Raw genomic sequence first — 14,807 nt, forward strand, 5'->3', positions numbered from 1 at the left:
TCGTAGTCGATCATCTGGGCGGCGCAATGACTACTGTCGAAGGACCGTCGGCAGCTGTTTCGTTTTGCCGACATACACCTCTGAATGACCGGGCCTTCCCTCGGGCAGTTTCATTCCTTCGGGAAACTGGAAAGTAACCGAGTGGCCACCTGCGAGACCAGCAGGATAGTGTGCAAAAGCCCGCATCGCCACATATGTTTCCCGGCCCCGTTCAACGAGAGACCCGTTCTGCAAGAGCTGCAGCAATCCCGCTTGTTGCGGAAGGATCCGGTACGGCTCGGCGATGCGAGTGGCGATAACGTCTTTGGCATCGATATTCACGACGCCACCAGGGCTGAAACTCCTAAGATTGGCAAGAGTTTGCTTGAATTGCATGATGCCGTCTTGTGACGGAAGTCCATCGAGGCTGAAGTCAGGCTTTTTCGCAGACCGACCGTCCTCGACTTCATCGGTGACCGCTCGGAAATCAGAAGGAAGGGCCATACTGAACGAAGTATAGCGTGAAATCATGCCATCGATATCGTGACCGATCAAAGACGTTAGCGCCTGTAGAAATTGGCGCGTTGTTGCGCTTCCGCTCTTGCCTTCAAAGCGACGACTGCATTCTCGATCCGAGACGAGCGTGACGACATCCTTGGGGACGCCCGTGACGCCAACCCCAGTCCATCCTGTACCATAGAAGGTTGTTACTCGCTCGACGTGCCCGGTCAAACGCCAGATCATTGGGGTAAAGGACGATACTGCCAAATAGATCGGCTCAGAACCAGCCGCGATCTCGATGGTTGCGATTTCGGTTACTTCATCCTGGCCAACAATGGAGACGTTCGAAAGAGTGCCTCCTTCATAGGCAGTGATCAGGTACACTTTCTGTCGTGCTGTAGCTTTCGGCAACCGACACTGCCGCTCCAAGCTATCTGCACGGGTGATCATCTCGCTCCGCGCTTGAAGTTCGCGTTTTTCTGTTGGGGATAGGAGACCGTCACCGTCTTTGTCGAAATAGGCGAAAGCTGCTGTTGCGAGTTCCTGAAGCTCGTCGGCTGTTAACTTCCCATCTTTATTGGGATCTAATTCCAGATACTTCTCAAGTTGAATAGACGAGCGGTCGCCTGAGAGATCATCACTCTGGTTCTGCGCGTATGTGAAAGCCTCATCTAACGAGACATTGCCATCTGCATTTGCGTCGGCACGAAGTAAGCCTGCTCTGGACCAGATCTCTTCTCGAAGATTGCTGAACTCTTGGGCGTCGACCACCCTGTCGGCGTTGACATCTCGCCCGAAGAACTCTGCCATTACTGCAGAAGTTCGGCCCGCCTTGTCGATCGCCTTTTTACGTTCAATATCGGTGTTCGTCAGCGTCCTGTGGTCTTGAGCGTCCTGCCTTAGGACAGACATTACCATCGAGATGTACGCTTCTCGATAGTGGGCGAACAATGAAGGTCGCACGAGAACGTCGGGGGGACGCTTGGACTGAGGCGTTTCCTGTGCCAGCCCAATTCCGCCAATCGATGCCATCGCAGCGGCCCAAAAGAATGCTTTTCTCACGCGACATCTCTCCCTGAAAGCTGTCGAGCATATATCGCGTGAGTTGCAATACATTGCAAACCTGTCGTATAAAATGCAAATTAATGTTCGCGAAAGAGACCATGACCAGAGCTAACTTAGCGAAGGACTGGCGCGAGAAAGGCGCCCGCGAGAGGCAAACAGAGACCTACCGCAGATTACTGGCCAGGCTATCATTGATCTCGGACTGCCGGTTGGAATTATCCGGCCGCGTGGCTGCGGCAGACAACCGACGACAAGCCACTGGGGTTTAGTTCCATGGTAATTGTAAGATTGCTTTCACGATTTATCGCAAAGTTCTTCCCGCCGGTACTCGTTATAGCGCTGGCATATTTCTCGGCGGTTTTGGCTTCGGCAGCAACTTACATAATCTTTGTTGGAACTTTGAGACACGCCGGAAGCCTGAATGTCGAGACCTTTTGTTATGGACTTTTATTATACTCTGCTGGTTTTGCTGTGCTCTTCGCGATACCTGCAGCGTGCGCGGCTTTGGTGGCCTGGGAAAAAGGATATCGGAACGTCTTTTACTACGCGGCTACATGGGGAGCCGGAGGGCTTGTCTTAAGTGCCATCCCGCCAATGTTTCCCGACATACATCATGACGCTTTCTCGCATCTCAAGTGGCTAGTTTGGACCGTGACCGGTGCAGCCGGCGGAACCAGTTATTGGATCGTCGCGGGGCGTTTCACTCGGGTCGTCAAGGCGAAACGTCACGTAGGATATAAGCCACCCGACGATCATTATTCTAAACGATGATACCGGCGGATATCGGCCGACTGCGGTAGAAAATCCCGCTGCCGTCCGCTCCATTGCGTGTTCGCCCTTATTTTGCAAGACGTTAAAAGTTTGGGCTGAAGTAGCGAAGGTTACGATTGAAGCGTCAAAGACGTATTCGCGGGCCGAAGGGGAATTCGGCCCGCGGCCCATAGATCTAGCTGGTCGCAGCCGCTTTCTCCAAGGCGTCCCGCAAAACCTGTTCCTTCGTTTCATCGAGAGAGGTTTTGAGCACGACGCCGCCAAAGGCGGAGATCTCCTTGAGGACCTTATCCGCCGTCATCTCCTGGATCAGCACGAACAACGCCCCACTGCCCGGCTGGAGATTCGCAGCGAGATCCTTCATGAAAGCATCGTTGATTCCGACATCAGTGAGAGCGCCACCTATGGCACCGGAAGCGGCACCTACTGCCACGCCCAATAGCGGATTAAGAAACAGAACACCGATTAGGAGGCCCCAGAAACTGCCCGACGCGGCACCCGCAATCGTTGTGTTGACCAACTGGTTCAATTTGATCTTGCCGTCTTCGGCCCTGGTCGCGATGACAGCGTCTCCGACCTTTAGCAAGTACTCCTTCTGCAGTCCGAGCAACCGCTGGCGCACTTCCTCGGCCTTGGCTTCGCTGGGGTAAACAATTGCAATCAACGTAGACATGCCATGTCCTCCATCATCGGAATTGCGGAAGTCGTTAACATAGTAGTAATAAATGAAAAAATACAACTTACCCAGCAGTCGGCCGCGGAACCTTCTACTCGCAAATCTGCGACTCCATGGCGCGAAGGAAAAAAAGACCCCACCTGGGTACAAGCGGGGCGCGGAACACTTAGAGGTTCCTTCGCCGTTTGATCGCAATTTTATCGCCGAGCGCGCCGCCACCCGGCCGCTCTGGCATCTTGTTCATTGCAAAACCAACGTTCGCCGTACTCGTATCGAATGATGGTGTCAGCGTAATTTTCTTGGCCTCTTACGTGGTAGATCTTCTCGCCTGAATTAATCGATATGTTCCCCTTAATGTTACAGGCGGGGTCGTAGAGAGATCTGGGTAAAAGTGTATACCCGCCAGCGCCTAGAAACGACACAGCAGATGAAAGCACGACGATGACCGAAAACTTGCTCATGCCCTCACATACAAAGAAAGCTTGTAGTTTTCGTTGGTGCAACCTCTAAAATTCTATCTTCTAAGACCGCGAATTGGCCGCTGAATTTGAGGACGCCATCGGTGGGCAGTGCAGTTACCGAAGGAAACGGCGAAGAGGGGAACGCCATCCCACGCGAGCTAAACCAGCCACGTCAATATTTGTACCGTGCATGGTGGAGCGTCTACCGCTGGTTCGCTAGCGCCCCCCCGCGAAACGTCAATGCTCCTTTACCCCCGAACTCTTCTATCCTGGCGAGGTGACCATGCCAGTCTCTCCCTAGTCATGGGGTGTGACACACAGGAAGTAGCGGGTCGAGTAATGTGCTGCCGCTTGGTGCTTACTGAGAATTGGCAGCTGTCGGAGCAAAGCGCTTTCGAAGAGACAGTTCTACTTCATCCGCCTCCCATCGATCAGGGTACTGGGCTTCCCAAACCAAGCGCTGCAAATCGCGAGGTACAAGGCCAGCGTAACCCAACTGTTCAAGACGAACCTGAAGCAGCGAGGCGTCCGTCTGAACCACCAAACGCGCGGAATCGCTGACCCGTTTTAGGACAGTGAGCATGGCGGAATATGATTTGAATCCGACCGAAGCCGCCAGCGCTTCATCAGCGTGCGACGACCTGATATTCGGGTACTTTTCTCGAAGCGCCTTTTTCAAGGCAGCGATGTTGGGGGGCGCAAGCCTAATCGTAGCATGGAACATCAGACGATCCGCTGTTCTGTCGAAGTCCGCCGATTACCCTTCGACCTTGTGAACGGGGTCGCCTTCAATGATAGGATTGCCCTTCAACCCGGCAGCAGGTTCGGATGGGCGTCCGAGCGACATGATAGCAAACCGCCGCGTTCCGTCAATCAAGGGAGACGAGTCTACGACCGGGGCAGAAATGACACTTTAAGCAGTCGATGGGTATGTTCCAGAAGATTGTGGTGAGAAAGCTGAGACCGCCCAACCGGTAATGTTGCCCCTGCTCGGGCATTCTGTTGCGCCCGTAGGCCGCCGCGAAGCTCAACGCTAACCGCGCTCATCAAGCATGAGCGCCATGCGAATAGAATCGATAAATCGCCCATCGATCAATGTACCGCGTCTTTCTATCCCTTCACGGCGGAAACCGACGCGCTCGTAAAGAGCTATAGCGCGAGAGTTGTCGGCATGAACAAACAGTTCGATCCGGATTAAGCCCACGTCGGTTGCTGCGTTCAAAGCCGCCTCCATCAAACCCTGCCCAAGTCGGTTACCGCGATAGGCGGGAATAATCCCCATGCCGAGCGATCCACGGTGCGATTGGGTCGGCCGGGAATGGCGAGTAATGTCGCACCAGCCGACGACCCGCACCTTGTCGAGGGCGACGAACTGCGGATTGCCCTTGTCAATCATGCCGAGTACGAAGCTGCGCATCTCTGGAAATGGAGGGGCTTCCAGCCAAGTCAGATACTTTCGTTCCCGTGCTACAACGTCGAGCGCTGTGTGGAAACCTTCGATGTTTTCCGGCGCGATAGGAACGATATCTATTTTACCTGGCGTACACATGGATTTGTCGATTACCCCTTCCCATCGAACTGCAAGCTTCATTGAAGCTCATGCATCCTCGGATTGCAATCGTAAAGTTATGCGACTTTAGAAAGTGTCTCCGCTGAGGTAACACTGGAAGGAGGGAGGGGTTTGAATCGAGCGTCGTGCGCGTGAGAATTTTGTTTGCTGATTGCATCAAATTCTCTCGCGTTAATGGCTGTTTCGACCTCACGCGTAGCTTGCGACAATTTCCGGTCAAGAGACTTCGGCTCCTTACGACGCATCTCATGAAGGGTCACTGCGGCCCCTCGGCAAGCCATTGACGCATCGCACGGGGTTCGCGAGATGGATTCTGATCAGAGCAGCGTGCAACGATGATCACCGGCCGTTCCCTCAGCGTGACGCGCAAAGCGAAGGCCCAAATCGAAGGAGCGGCGTGACCATCTATGACCCAAATAGAACTCGACTATGCACCGGCTGTCGAAGCCCTCACACCGGTGCTCCACAACCTGCCAGGCAAAATCGTCGCGATCGGCGGATTGCCGGGTGTCGGTAAGACAACCCTTGGTCGATACCTCGCCTACCGCTTCAACGTCTCGCTCATCGAGACCGATCTGTTCCTCATCCCCAATCAGGGGAAGATGGTCTACCGCGAGGACTGGATCAATCAGGTTGTCGGCTCACGACTCGATAAGGACGACCCAAAATGGCGGCGTCCAGTTATCATCGAAGGTTCCACCGTCTTGCGCCTTCTCGCTAGCCTTGGGCGCGAGCCTGACTTTATCATCCATGTCGTCAACAACGAAGCGCCCGAGAGCAACGGCGCATTGGCCAAAGACCTGAAAAGCTATGACGCCAAGTATGCGCCAGCCTCGAAGGCTGACATAACTCTAAAGTTCTCAGTTTAACCGGAGGAAGTTTCATAATCCCCATCCCGAAAAACTATCCCTGCTACACAGCGATGAAGAAGACCTCCGTGCCAAGTCCATTTCGCTCATCGAGGCAAGGGAGGACATGTCGCTCCACGTCTTGATGATCGAGCGGTGCATGGACACGCTACTATACGATCGCGGGAACACGCCAGACATGAGGATCGGAAGAAAGCGGGCTAGAGACGCCTGCAACTATCACCTGGTTGCGGCCGAGTCGCTTCGCGGAGTAGAGCGCTTGGTCGGCGTGTTCCATGGCGATCTTCATTTGGTCATCCAACCCATTCACCGTCGCGATGCCGAAGCTGGCGGTAATCTGTCGGTGGATCCCTTTCGATTGCCAGTCCATCCGGCCGAGGCGTGATCTGAGCGTTTCAGCAAGTGTAGTCGCGTGCTCAAGCGAGCTTGCTGGAAGATAAACGATGAATTCTTCGCCGCCGAACCGTGCAGCGCATCCGTTGCGACCCATGACGCCTTCGATCTCCGCGCCCAATTCGATAAGGACGCGATCGCCCGCAGCGTGCCCGAAGCGATCATTGATCTCCTTAAAGTGGTCTAAGTCACAAATCACGACAGCACCTTCGCTATCCGCGCGATACATACGCACGGCCTGCTTTTCAAAGCCACGACGATTTAGAAGTCCCGTGAGAGGATCTCTCTCGGAAGTATCCCTGTGCCGATCTATCGCTTTGGATGCCATGGCACCCAAAGCAGCGAAAGGAAACGAAAGGCCAATAGTTATTGTCGTGATATGGACGGCCAAGTTGTAAGTGGAGTCCGCGAAGTCCGCCAACTGGTCGCTGGATTCGAAGAAGAAGGTGAAAAAGAATGTCCGCGCCAGGGTATCAACTACAATAAGTGCGGCGGTAACAACCAAGGCGATGTCTGCGGCGCGGCATGCCTTCGGGGCGACGGTGAGTACAGCGGCTCCCAGCACGCAGGCGAATGCGAAATCAGTAAGAAAAAGCTGGTACTTCAGGCTCTCCATAACGAAAACGAATTGGCAAAGCAGGAGGGTGTAGCCGGTGACGAACGTCCGATGCCAAAATTTTGAGTTGGGCACCCGAAAGTGCAATCTTATGGCAATGCTGTAGCAACAAGCCGCCCCCATAAAAATCATACCGGACACAAAGGCATCAAATTTAGGTTCAATCGGAAACGTAGAAATTACGAAGCCTAATCCCGCCTGCGCGAACGCAGCACTCCAATGCCAAGCATCCACGATACCAATACGCCACAGGAGGAGGAAAGCGATCGCAATCACCCCGAGGAGCGCGGGAGGCAAGAAGTAGATTATATCGCTGGTCTCCATGATGCCTGCACATCCCAGAATTTCGGTTGCGTCGCACCTCTTGTAGTTGTGATGGCTTAAGGCTTCATTGAATTTCTCGGCGGAATTTCATTATCCAACCTGGCGCCTAGTGACGCCGATATGAGCCTACACACAGGCTAGAGGCACAGGGAATACAGTCGTTAAGGTGCTGAACAGAACCCACTGGGAACCTGGCTGAACGAATGCCAGGCTCCACAATCTAGTGGCAATCATGAATGTGTAAGACGCGCCGGTCTGGTTGACTGGCGGTTCAGGTAACTAAGTAGGGGGCGGATAAGATCCGTCCCCCTCTGCTGGGACACAAAGGAAGGAAGGGACTCAATCGGCGTTTTTGGCTTGAGGCCACGGCCTTCACAGTTCAATTGCTTCGACCAGATTGTCGTGCGGAGGCTGCGGTGTTGTTTGACGTGGTTCTGGCGCTGGCCTAGTAACGTTGGGTACTTGAACGCCTGCCGCTGGCTCGTTCTGCTGTGGTGCAGATGCCTGGGGAACACCGGCATCCTGCATGGCAACGATCATATCACCGCAGGACTTTAGTGAGACAATCGCGTCAAGCGAACCCTTGAGATTATAGACTCCCATGCCAACGATGTTGATGGATTTTGCCTTGGCCCATCCATACAAGTCCGCATTGGTCAGGCTATCGATCATGATCTGATCTTTGCCGATAGCCCGACCAATATAGGTGCCGGACGAACCGAGCGAGGTAACCACGGACACCTTGTATTGGTTACCCGCAGTCATATTGGCCGACCGTGATGCTAGTGATAGGAACCAACCCTTGGTGTCGATGCCAAATAAAATCTGATCACCCGTTCTCGGATACGCAGTATGCGCAATGCACCTGATGTCTTGGGGATAAGCCATGACAATCCAGTGTTTGGTTTGCTTATAGACCACTCCGTCACCGGCGAGAGCCGGTGTGACGGTCGCGGCTGCAGCTGTCGCGGCAAGCACGAATGCGGCGATTGTGTTCTTCAACACTTATACGTCCCTTCCTGAGAGGTTGCGTTCTTTTCGTACTGCGCGATGCGGACTCGAAGCTCGGCAGGGCGGCCAGAGCGTTCGGTATTGTCCTCGATCTAACTGAGCCTTCTTGGATCAGGTCTAGTCGTGTGATCGGAAGGCGCGCGGGCTCCCCTACCGTCGCATTGACAAGTGGAAAGCCGAGAGAACATCAGCAAGATGGTTGGCGGCTAGAAGCAAATCTCTGGCGGCAGGGCACAATAATTGGCGACGCAAAGCGGAGACAGGAGAGCGCTAGCGGCGCTCACTCTGGTAGATTTAGCGGCGACGAACCGCATTAGATATCGTGGGACGTTGTTGGGAGATGTGCCGTGACAGAGAAGTCTATTCTTTTCGAAGCGGTCACTGTCGCAGCGGTCGCAACGTTACCGCCACGGGATTGAAAGAAGACTGTCGACGCATTGCTATCGCGAATGGCCTTGTAGAAATCCGCGATGTCATCAGAGCTTTCGAACTCGCTGCCTACGACAAGGAAATGTGCCCCCGTGGACTGAGATCGCACCGCGGGCTGGAAATTCCGAAGAAGGAATGAGGTCGAAAAGTTCTGCGGAGGCGCTACTGTCACGTGCCGCGCAGCGGATGAGTATCAAGGAGTTCAATGAGTTAGCTGAATCGAATGTAGCGCTCGGCGTCAAACGCTGACTTCCGTTTCTAGTTTTTCTAAAGAGTCGCAGGTGCGGAGATTTGCGCCTGCCGCCGCGAGATCGCCATGACCCAGTCGCGAAACTCCGCGCCATAAGGCTTTTGCAGCGAGGAGCGGTCCCAAGCAAGGAAGTAACTCTCGCGCAACGGCATCCTGATATCGACCGGTATGACCAATGTCTGCGCTTCCAATTCGTCGGCGATCATCGACATCTGCGCGAGCACGATTCCGCGCTTGTTGACGGCGGCGTCGATGGCGCTACTCGACAGGGTAAAGGACAAGCCGGAGGGAGGACCCTTGAAGCTCGCCCCGATCTTCTCAGCGAATTCCGCCCAGCTGGGATAGGGTGTGAAATGCCGTTCCCACTCGACATGCAGCAGCGGATAGGACAAGAGATCGGCGGCCGTCAAATTCCTGCCATCCGTCAGGGCAGGGGAGCACGCTGGAACAACCCAGTCGCGAAACAGCTCGGCATAGTGATCGTGCTGCAGAACGTCAGACCCGTAGCTGACCCGGAAATCAACTTCGTCGAAGCCCATTCGCGGCTCCCTGTCGCGGCCGGTCAGTCTGACGTGAGCGTCTGGATGGAGCATTTGCCAGTCAAAAATGCGCCTGCCGATCCATTTGTTGACGACCGACGACAGCGCGCTGAGAACGAGCGCATTTTCGTTACGCGCCCGTTCGAGCACCTGCTTTGCGAGCGCAAACTGCTCAAAGCCCTTCGATATTTCCCGGTGATAGAGCCGGCCCCACTGCGTTAGCTCCACCGTCCGTCCACTTCGCTCCAATAGGGTGATGCCGAGAAAGCTCTCAACTTTGCGTATCTGCTGGCTGATGGCGCCCGCAGACACGTTCAGTTCCGCGGCAGCCGCCATCACGCTCCCGCAGCGCCCGACCGCTTCGAATGCCTGCAGACCTTTCAGCGGAATTCCCCGAAACTTCTGTTCCTCGCTCACCACATTTCCCCATGACTGCCGACGTTACGCAGTTTTTTCGGCCGGATGAAAGATGCCGGCAAACTGAAAGCGATCTCCAGGATGCGTGATCTCGACATAGGTCACCATGCGATCATTCTGCCACGTCTGACGAATGAGGTTCAGGCAGGGCTCGCCACGATCGATCTCAAGAATGCGCGCAGTCGCAGCATCGGCCGAGACCGCCCGTATCACATGCTTGGCCCTGGACCACGGCACTTGGGAGAGTAGCCATTTTGCCGGAGGCGCGGTCGCGAAGCTCTCGTTTCTTGCGAGCGGTACTGTGTCCAGCAGTATGATACGACGCTCGACTGCGGTGGGCTTCCCATCGACGATATGCAGACATTGGATCCTGAGGACTTCGGCTCCCGACGTACTGTCCAACTGTGCGGCCTCGACCGAGCCCAGGGTCTCGATCTTTCGTGTCAGTATCTCGTAGCGATGCTCGTAGCCCGCCAAGGTCGCCTCGGTGCCGATATCCTGGATATCCATGACGGTGCGGTCAATCTGCGGCGAGGCGACAAATGAGCCGGTCTTGCGCTTGCGTACGACAAGCCCGCGCTCGACGAGTGCCGTCATCGCCTTGCTTACCGTCATGCGCGAACAGCCGTAGTCGTCGGCGAAGTCATGCTCTCTCGGGATCCGATGGCCCGGACGCCAGTCCCCGGCCAGGATCTTCGCCTCTATATCCTTGAATATCCTGAGATAAATTGGCTCCAAGACGCGACCCCATCTTGCCGCTGGCGAAACGATATAGACGCGAAACTCGCGCCCCAAAGAACCCGGTCGGCACAAAAATTGCGTCCGTCGACTTTGACGTTGACACCTTAGGCTAGCGCATATCTATTTGTATAGTCAAAAGCGGATCACAGAAGTCCGTGTCACGGGACTGAAATCGGGAACTCGAACGCATCCACGGGTGCGAAAACTGGAGAGATGACAATCATGATCGCACGTTCACTGCTGAAGGGCCTCGTCGGCGCTGCCTTTCTGGTTGGGGCGACCCTGTCGGCGCACGCCGCCGATACGCTTGCCGCCGTCAAGGAGGCCGGCACGCTGAAGGTCGGTACGGAAACCGCCTTTGCACCCTTTGATTTTATCGATGCCGGCGATCATGCTGGCCTGAACGTTGATCTTTTTGCCGAGATCGGCAAGGAACTGGGCGTCAAGATCGAGTGGGTAGCGCTTCCCTGGGATGGCGTATTCCCGGCGCTCGAAGCCGGCAAGTTCGATGTCGTGGCCGGTCCTGCGACCATCACCAAAAAGCGCATGGAGCGTTACCGCTTCACGCCGCCGATTGCCGAAGCGACCATCGCAATCCTGAAGAAAGCCGGTGACACGACCATCAGCAAGCCGGACGATATTGCCGGGAAGACGATCGGTGTCGGCAAGGCCACCTCGCAGCTCGATCAGCTGAAGGAATTCTCGGCAACGCTGCCTTCCAAGGTGGATATACGCGAATACCCCGCTTTCACTGAATCCTATGCCGATCTCGCCGCCGGTCGTATTGCCGGTGTCGCCAACTCGCTGCCGAACATCGCCTTCGTCGCCAAGCAGCGCGAGGGAACGTTTGAAGTCGTGCTGCCACCATTCGGCAAGAAGTCCTACTTCGGCTTCATTGGCCTGAAGGATGCCGACCATGCGCCGCTGATGGACGCGATCGATGCAGCACTGCTGAAGATCAAGGCTGACGGCCGTATGGCCGAGCTCCAGAAGAAGTGGTTTGGCGCCACCTTCGAAACGCCCGATGCGGTCAAGGACCCCGCGTTCTGATAGCAGACGATCGTTGATTGCGCCCTTTTCCAGGGCGCAATCAAAGACGCCATCGTGCCTCCATGACAGCCAGGCGGGCAAAAGCCGGACATGTCCATCAAACTCTTTGAACTGCTTCTCTACGCGTCGATCTACACGGTGCTGATAAGCGTCGTGTCTATTTTGATCGGCTTTGCCATCGCGATCTGTCTTTCGGGCATGCTGCTGTCGAGGAAGGCTGTCTTCGTCGTTCCTGCACAAATCTTCATCAGCTTCTTTCGCGGCGTGCCGCTGCTTGTGCAATTGCTGCTTATCTACAATATGTTGCCTGCAATCGGGCTGAACGTACCGAGCATCGTCGCAGCCATTATCGGATTGTCGCTTTGCACCGCGGCCTATCAGGCTGAAAACATGCGCGGCGGATTTGCCAGCGTCCCTGTCGGTCTCGTGGAGTCGGCCGAGATGGTCGGCTTGACGCCGGGGCAGATCTTCCGCCGCATCAAGGCGCCCATTGCACTGAGGCTGACGTTCCCTGCGTTGGTCAACGAGGCGATCCTGATCCTCAAGGCCTCGTCGCTGGTTTCCGTCGTGGGCGTTGTCGAATTGACGCGCATGGCGCAGGATCTTGCAGGCAGCACCTTCCTGCCATTGCAGATCTTTGCTGCCGCGGGCCTCATCTATCTTGCGATCAATTGGCTGGTGGCCCTTGCCGGCGACCTCATCGAGCGCTCTCTTCCGGGATTACCGCGATGACCTTTGACATCAACGTCATCCTCGACCAATTGCCGGCGATCACAAGCGGCGCCGGCGTGACGATCCTGATTTGGGTTGTCGGCACGATTGCCGCAGCGATCCTGGGGTTCTTCGTGGCTGTGGGTCGGCGCTTCGGTGGAGTGCTTCTCGACAAGACCCTCGGCCTTGTCGTCGCGGTCTTGCGCGGGACGCCGTTCCTCATCCAGATCTTTCTGGTCTACTATGGAGGTCCCTTCATTGGCCTTTCTCTCGATCCCCTGCCAGCGGGCTTGATCGGCATCTCGATCTACGGCGCCGCCTACTATAGCGAGATCTTTCGATCCGGCTTCATGGCGGTTCCCAAGGGCCACATCGAGGCTGGCGAATGCGTGGGCCTGACGCAGGGGCAGATCATCCGGCGTATCCTGTTGCCTGAGATGACCATGCTCGTGCTGCCTCCGTCCTTGAACATGGCAGTTCTTCTGATGAAGGAAACGGCCGTCCTTTCGATCATCACCGTGCCCGAGTTGACAGCAACACTGAGCGCGATCGGAGCACAGCAATATGCTTTCGTCGAAGCTCTCTCGGTGCTGGCACTCTTCTATTGGGTGCTCGTCGAGATCACCGGCCGGCTTGGCCGCCTCGTAGAAACGAAATTCACCAGATTCAGGTTTTTCAACGCATGAGCCTCCCAGCGATCGCAGTCAAGAATCTCGTCAAGAAGTTTGGGGAGACGACAGTCCTCCAGAACATCGACCTCGAGATCCCGCAAGGCCAGGTCTCCTGCCTGATCGGCCCCTCAGGCTCCGGCAAGAGCACGCTCCTTCGTTGCATGGCCTTTCTCGAAGAAGCAACGTCTGGAACCATCACAATCAATGGCGAGATCCTGGGTTTCACCGAAAATGCCAAGGGCCTGCGGGAGCGCGTCGCTCCTGCCGCCAACCGTGCGATCCGCGCCCAGATCGGCATGGTGTTCCAGCAGTTTAATCTCTGGCCACACATGACTGCGCTCGGAAATGTGAGCGAGGCACTGAAGACCGTCCAGAAGATGAGCCGCAAGGATGCTGAAGAACGAGCCATGGCGCAACTTGTGAAAGTCGGTCTTGAGGCCCGGGCAGGGCACTATCCGTCGCAGCTTTCCGGTGGACAGCAACAGCGCGTGGCTATCGCCCGAGCGCTTGCCCTCAAGCCGAAGATCATGCTTTTCGACGAGCCGACATCCTCCCTCGACCCGGAACTGACCGGCGAAGTGCTCAACGTCATGCGTGATCTCGCCGCTGAGGGGATGACGATGGTCGTCGTGTCACACGAGATCGGCTTTGCGGCCACCGTCGGGCAGCAGATCGCGTTCCTCGACCACGGCAGAATCGTCTTCACAGGGCCCCCGCAGGAGGTCTTCAGGAAGCCGCGCAATGCGCGGCTTGAGCAGTTCCTCGACACCTATCTTGATCGCGGAGCGTCGATGTTGCTGTGAAGGCGCAGAGCCCTGCGCGCACTCATTCGATGTCATCTACGTGAAAGCCCACCCAACGGCCCCATGTCAGCAGGCAGTGCACCGACGATATCGTCGACATCGCACGGTCGCTGGCAAGGCGCGGCTGACAGCATAGCCTGACCGGATGCCAGGGACGGTCGGAGCCGGGCGCGATATCTTGCCGGACGCCGAGGCGCCGGTCGCCTTGGTGTATCCCTCCTGAACCTGTGGATCCGCTTCAACCCGGCGTCCCTCGCGTCCTGCTGCGGCTTTGGGTCCTGCCAGGCTCGCGCTGGCCGCAACGGCGTTGCCGTCCTCCACTGGCGTTTCGGCCCTTCGGGTGCCGGCCAGCGCTTGAAGCCCGGCTTTTGGACCGCCGTAGCAGGTCGCGATGGTCGCGACCCCAAGCGGAGGTTCCAACATGACAAGGCAGCAAACCAGCCAACGATCCGACATCCACGGCCGCATCACCGACACAATCATTGCCGCTCTCGAACAGGGTGTCCGTCCCTGGACCCAACCCTGGCATAGCGCTTATCCGTCCGATCCGGTCTCACGACCGCTGCGCTTCAATGGCGCACCCTATTCCGGGATCAACGTCATCCTCCTCTGGTCGGAGGCAATCACCCGCGGCTTCGCATCCTCGACCTGGATGACATTCCGCCAGGCGCTCGAACTTGGCGGCGCGGTTCGCAAGGGCGAGAGCGGAACGACCGTCGTCTTTGCCAGCTCGATCATCCGCACCGAAACGGCTGATGGCGGCGATGACGTCGAACGCTCCATCCCCTTCATGAAAGCCTACACCGTCTTCAATGCCGATCAAATCGATGGCCTCGATGCCCGGGTCCAACCAACAGCAAGCCTCTCGGACCCATTCGACCGCATCGGTGAGGCCGGTCGCTTCTTTGCCAACACCGGCGCCATGATCCGTCATGGCGGCACATCGGCCTATTATGCCGC

17 protein-coding genes are annotated in these 14,807 nt (G+C 56.3%); 7 read left to right on the forward strand and 10 right to left on the reverse strand.

The annotated features are described in order from the left end of the window. Positions 1-30: 30 nt before the first annotated feature. A complete protein-coding gene (locus AS026_RS04280) occupies positions 31-1,542 on the reverse strand; it encodes an EF-hand domain-containing protein (protein WP_062368698.1) in 1,512 nt (503 codons plus the stop codon). A gap of 276 nt (positions 1,543-1,818) precedes the next feature. Here AS026_RS04280 and AS026_RS41610 point away from each other — a divergent pair, with 276 nt between their 5' ends. Next, a complete protein-coding gene (locus AS026_RS41610; RefSeq protein WP_131815277.1) occupies positions 1,819-2,316 on the forward strand; it encodes a hypothetical protein in 498 nt (165 codons plus the stop codon). Between the two features lie 175 nt (positions 2,317-2,491). On the opposite strand, the gene AS026_RS04285 is transcribed toward AS026_RS41610, so the two are convergent. The 4 genes from AS026_RS04285 to AS026_RS04295 all read right to left on the reverse strand — a co-directional run bounded on the left by AS026_RS04285 (position 2,492) and on the right by AS026_RS04295 (position 5,044). Continuing rightward, entirely contained in the window at positions 2,492-2,989 is a 498-nt protein-coding gene (locus AS026_RS04285; RefSeq protein ID WP_062368699.1) for a DUF1269 domain-containing protein, read from the reverse strand. Between the two features lie 200 nt (positions 2,990-3,189). After that, the gene (locus AS026_RS44750) at positions 3,190-3,453 is read right to left on the reverse strand and encodes a sunset domain-containing protein (protein WP_082728428.1); all 264 of its coding nucleotides are present in this window, start codon (positions 3,451-3,453) and stop codon (positions 3,190-3,192) included. Positions 3,454-3,811: 358 nt separating this feature from the next. Then, a complete protein-coding gene (locus AS026_RS04290; RefSeq protein WP_062368700.1) occupies positions 3,812-4,177 on the reverse strand; it encodes a hypothetical protein in 366 nt (121 codons plus the stop codon). 309 nt (positions 4,178-4,486) lie between these two features. Then, entirely contained in the window at positions 4,487-5,044 is a 558-nt protein-coding gene (locus AS026_RS04295) for a GNAT family N-acetyltransferase (RefSeq protein ID WP_245307314.1), read from the reverse strand. Positions 5,045-5,430: 386 nt separating this feature from the next. Here AS026_RS04295 and AS026_RS04300 point away from each other — a divergent pair, with 386 nt between their 5' ends. Then, entirely contained in the window at positions 5,431-5,892 is a 462-nt protein-coding gene (locus AS026_RS04300) for a hypothetical protein (protein WP_062368701.1), read from the forward strand. Positions 5,893-6,043: 151 nt separating this feature from the next. Here the strand turns inward: AS026_RS04300 and AS026_RS04305 are convergent, their stop codons facing one another. The 4 genes from AS026_RS04305 to AS026_RS04320 all read right to left on the reverse strand — a co-directional run bounded on the left by AS026_RS04305 (position 6,044) and on the right by AS026_RS04320 (position 10,609). Further along, a complete protein-coding gene (locus tag AS026_RS04305) occupies positions 6,044-7,225 on the reverse strand; it encodes a GGDEF domain-containing protein (RefSeq protein ID WP_062368702.1) in 1,182 nt (393 codons plus the stop codon). A 372-nt stretch (positions 7,226-7,597) separates the two neighbouring features. Beyond that, complete coding sequence (locus tag AS026_RS04310) at positions 7,598-8,230, reverse strand: hypothetical protein (protein WP_062368703.1); 633 nt, start codon at positions 8,228-8,230, stop codon at positions 7,598-7,600. Positions 8,231-8,932: 702 nt separating this feature from the next. Beyond that, positions 8,933-9,871, reverse strand: a complete 939-nt coding sequence (locus AS026_RS04315; protein WP_062368704.1) for a LysR substrate-binding domain-containing protein — start codon at positions 9,869-9,871, stop codon at positions 8,933-8,935. Between the two features lie 24 nt (positions 9,872-9,895). Then, the gene (locus AS026_RS04320) at positions 9,896-10,609 is read right to left on the reverse strand and encodes a histidine utilization transcriptional repressor HutC (protein ID WP_062368710.1); all 714 of its coding nucleotides are present in this window, start codon (positions 10,607-10,609) and stop codon (positions 9,896-9,898) included. A 225-nt stretch (positions 10,610-10,834) separates the two neighbouring features. Here AS026_RS04320 and AS026_RS04325 point away from each other — a divergent pair, with 225 nt between their 5' ends. From AS026_RS04325 to AS026_RS04340, 4 genes are all read left to right on the forward strand, one after another. Beyond that, complete coding sequence (locus tag AS026_RS04325; RefSeq protein WP_062368711.1) at positions 10,835-11,662, forward strand: transporter substrate-binding domain-containing protein; 828 nt, start codon at positions 10,835-10,837, stop codon at positions 11,660-11,662. Positions 11,663-11,752: 90 nt separating this feature from the next. Then, the gene (locus tag AS026_RS04330; RefSeq protein ID WP_062368705.1) at positions 11,753-12,394 is read left to right on the forward strand and encodes an amino acid ABC transporter permease; all 642 of its coding nucleotides are present in this window, start codon (positions 11,753-11,755) and stop codon (positions 12,392-12,394) included. Next, positions 12,391-13,059 (forward strand): amino acid ABC transporter permease, encoded by a 669-nt coding sequence (locus AS026_RS04335; RefSeq protein WP_062368706.1) that lies wholly within the window; start codon positions 12,391-12,393, stop codon positions 13,057-13,059. Before AS026_RS04330 ends, AS026_RS04335 begins: the two co-directional genes overlap by 4 nt. After that, a complete protein-coding gene (locus AS026_RS04340; protein ID WP_025660196.1) occupies positions 13,056-13,847 on the forward strand; it encodes an amino acid ABC transporter ATP-binding protein in 792 nt (263 codons plus the stop codon). The genes AS026_RS04335 and AS026_RS04340 overlap by 4 nt, the downstream gene beginning before the upstream one ends. 66 nt (positions 13,848-13,913) lie before the next feature. Here AS026_RS04340 and AS026_RS04345 read toward each other — a convergent pair whose 3' ends face one another. After that, positions 13,914-14,270, reverse strand: a complete 357-nt coding sequence (locus AS026_RS04345) for a hypothetical protein (protein ID WP_062368707.1) — start codon at positions 14,268-14,270, stop codon at positions 13,914-13,916. Here AS026_RS04345 and AS026_RS04350 point away from each other — a divergent pair. Then, positions 14,269-14,807, forward strand: a 539-nt coding sequence (locus tag AS026_RS04350; RefSeq protein ID WP_062368708.1) for an ArdC family protein, incomplete at its 3' end; no start/stop codon positions are given. The two genes, AS026_RS04345 and AS026_RS04350, sit on opposite strands and share 2 nt — an antisense overlap.

The sequence above is a fragment of the Rhizobium altiplani genome (assembly GCF_001542405.1).
GTDB lineage: Bacteria > Pseudomonadota > Alphaproteobacteria > Rhizobiales > Rhizobiaceae > Rhizobium > Rhizobium altiplani.

Coding starts and splice junctions, on each gene's coding strand:
- AS026_RS04335 (WP_062368706.1), top strand. CDS start 12,391: ATGACCTTTGACATCAACGTCATCCTCGACCAATTGCCGGCGATCACA.
- AS026_RS04330 (WP_062368705.1), top strand. CDS start 11,753: ATGTCCATCAAACTCTTTGAACTGCTTCTCTACGCGTCGATCTACACG.
- AS026_RS44750 (WP_082728428.1), bottom strand. CDS start 3,453: ATGAGCAAGTTTTCGGTCATCGTCGTGCTTTCATCTGCTGTGTCGTTT.
- AS026_RS04325 (WP_062368711.1), top strand. CDS start 10,835: ATGATCGCACGTTCACTGCTGAAGGGCCTCGTCGGCGCTGCCTTTCTG.
- AS026_RS04300 (WP_062368701.1), top strand. CDS start 5,431: ATGACCCAAATAGAACTCGACTATGCACCGGCTGTCGAAGCCCTCACA.
- AS026_RS04290 (WP_062368700.1), bottom strand. CDS start 4,177: ATGTTCCATGCTACGATTAGGCTTGCGCCCCCCAACATCGCTGCCTTG.
- AS026_RS04295 (WP_245307314.1), bottom strand. CDS start 5,044: ATGAAGCTTGCAGTTCGATGGGAAGGGGTAATCGACAAATCCATGTGT.
- AS026_RS04285 (WP_062368699.1), bottom strand. CDS start 2,989: ATGTCTACGTTGATTGCAATTGTTTACCCCAGCGAAGCCAAGGCCGAG.
- AS026_RS04340 (WP_025660196.1), top strand. CDS start 13,056: ATGAGCCTCCCAGCGATCGCAGTCAAGAATCTCGTCAAGAAGTTTGGG.
- AS026_RS41610 (WP_131815277.1), top strand. CDS start 1,819: ATGGTAATTGTAAGATTGCTTTCACGATTTATCGCAAAGTTCTTCCCG.
- AS026_RS04305 (WP_062368702.1), bottom strand. CDS start 7,225: ATGGAGACCAGCGATATAATCTACTTCTTGCCTCCCGCGCTCCTCGGG.
- AS026_RS04345 (WP_062368707.1), bottom strand. CDS start 14,270: ATGTTGGAACCTCCGCTTGGGGTCGCGACCATCGCGACCTGCTACGGC.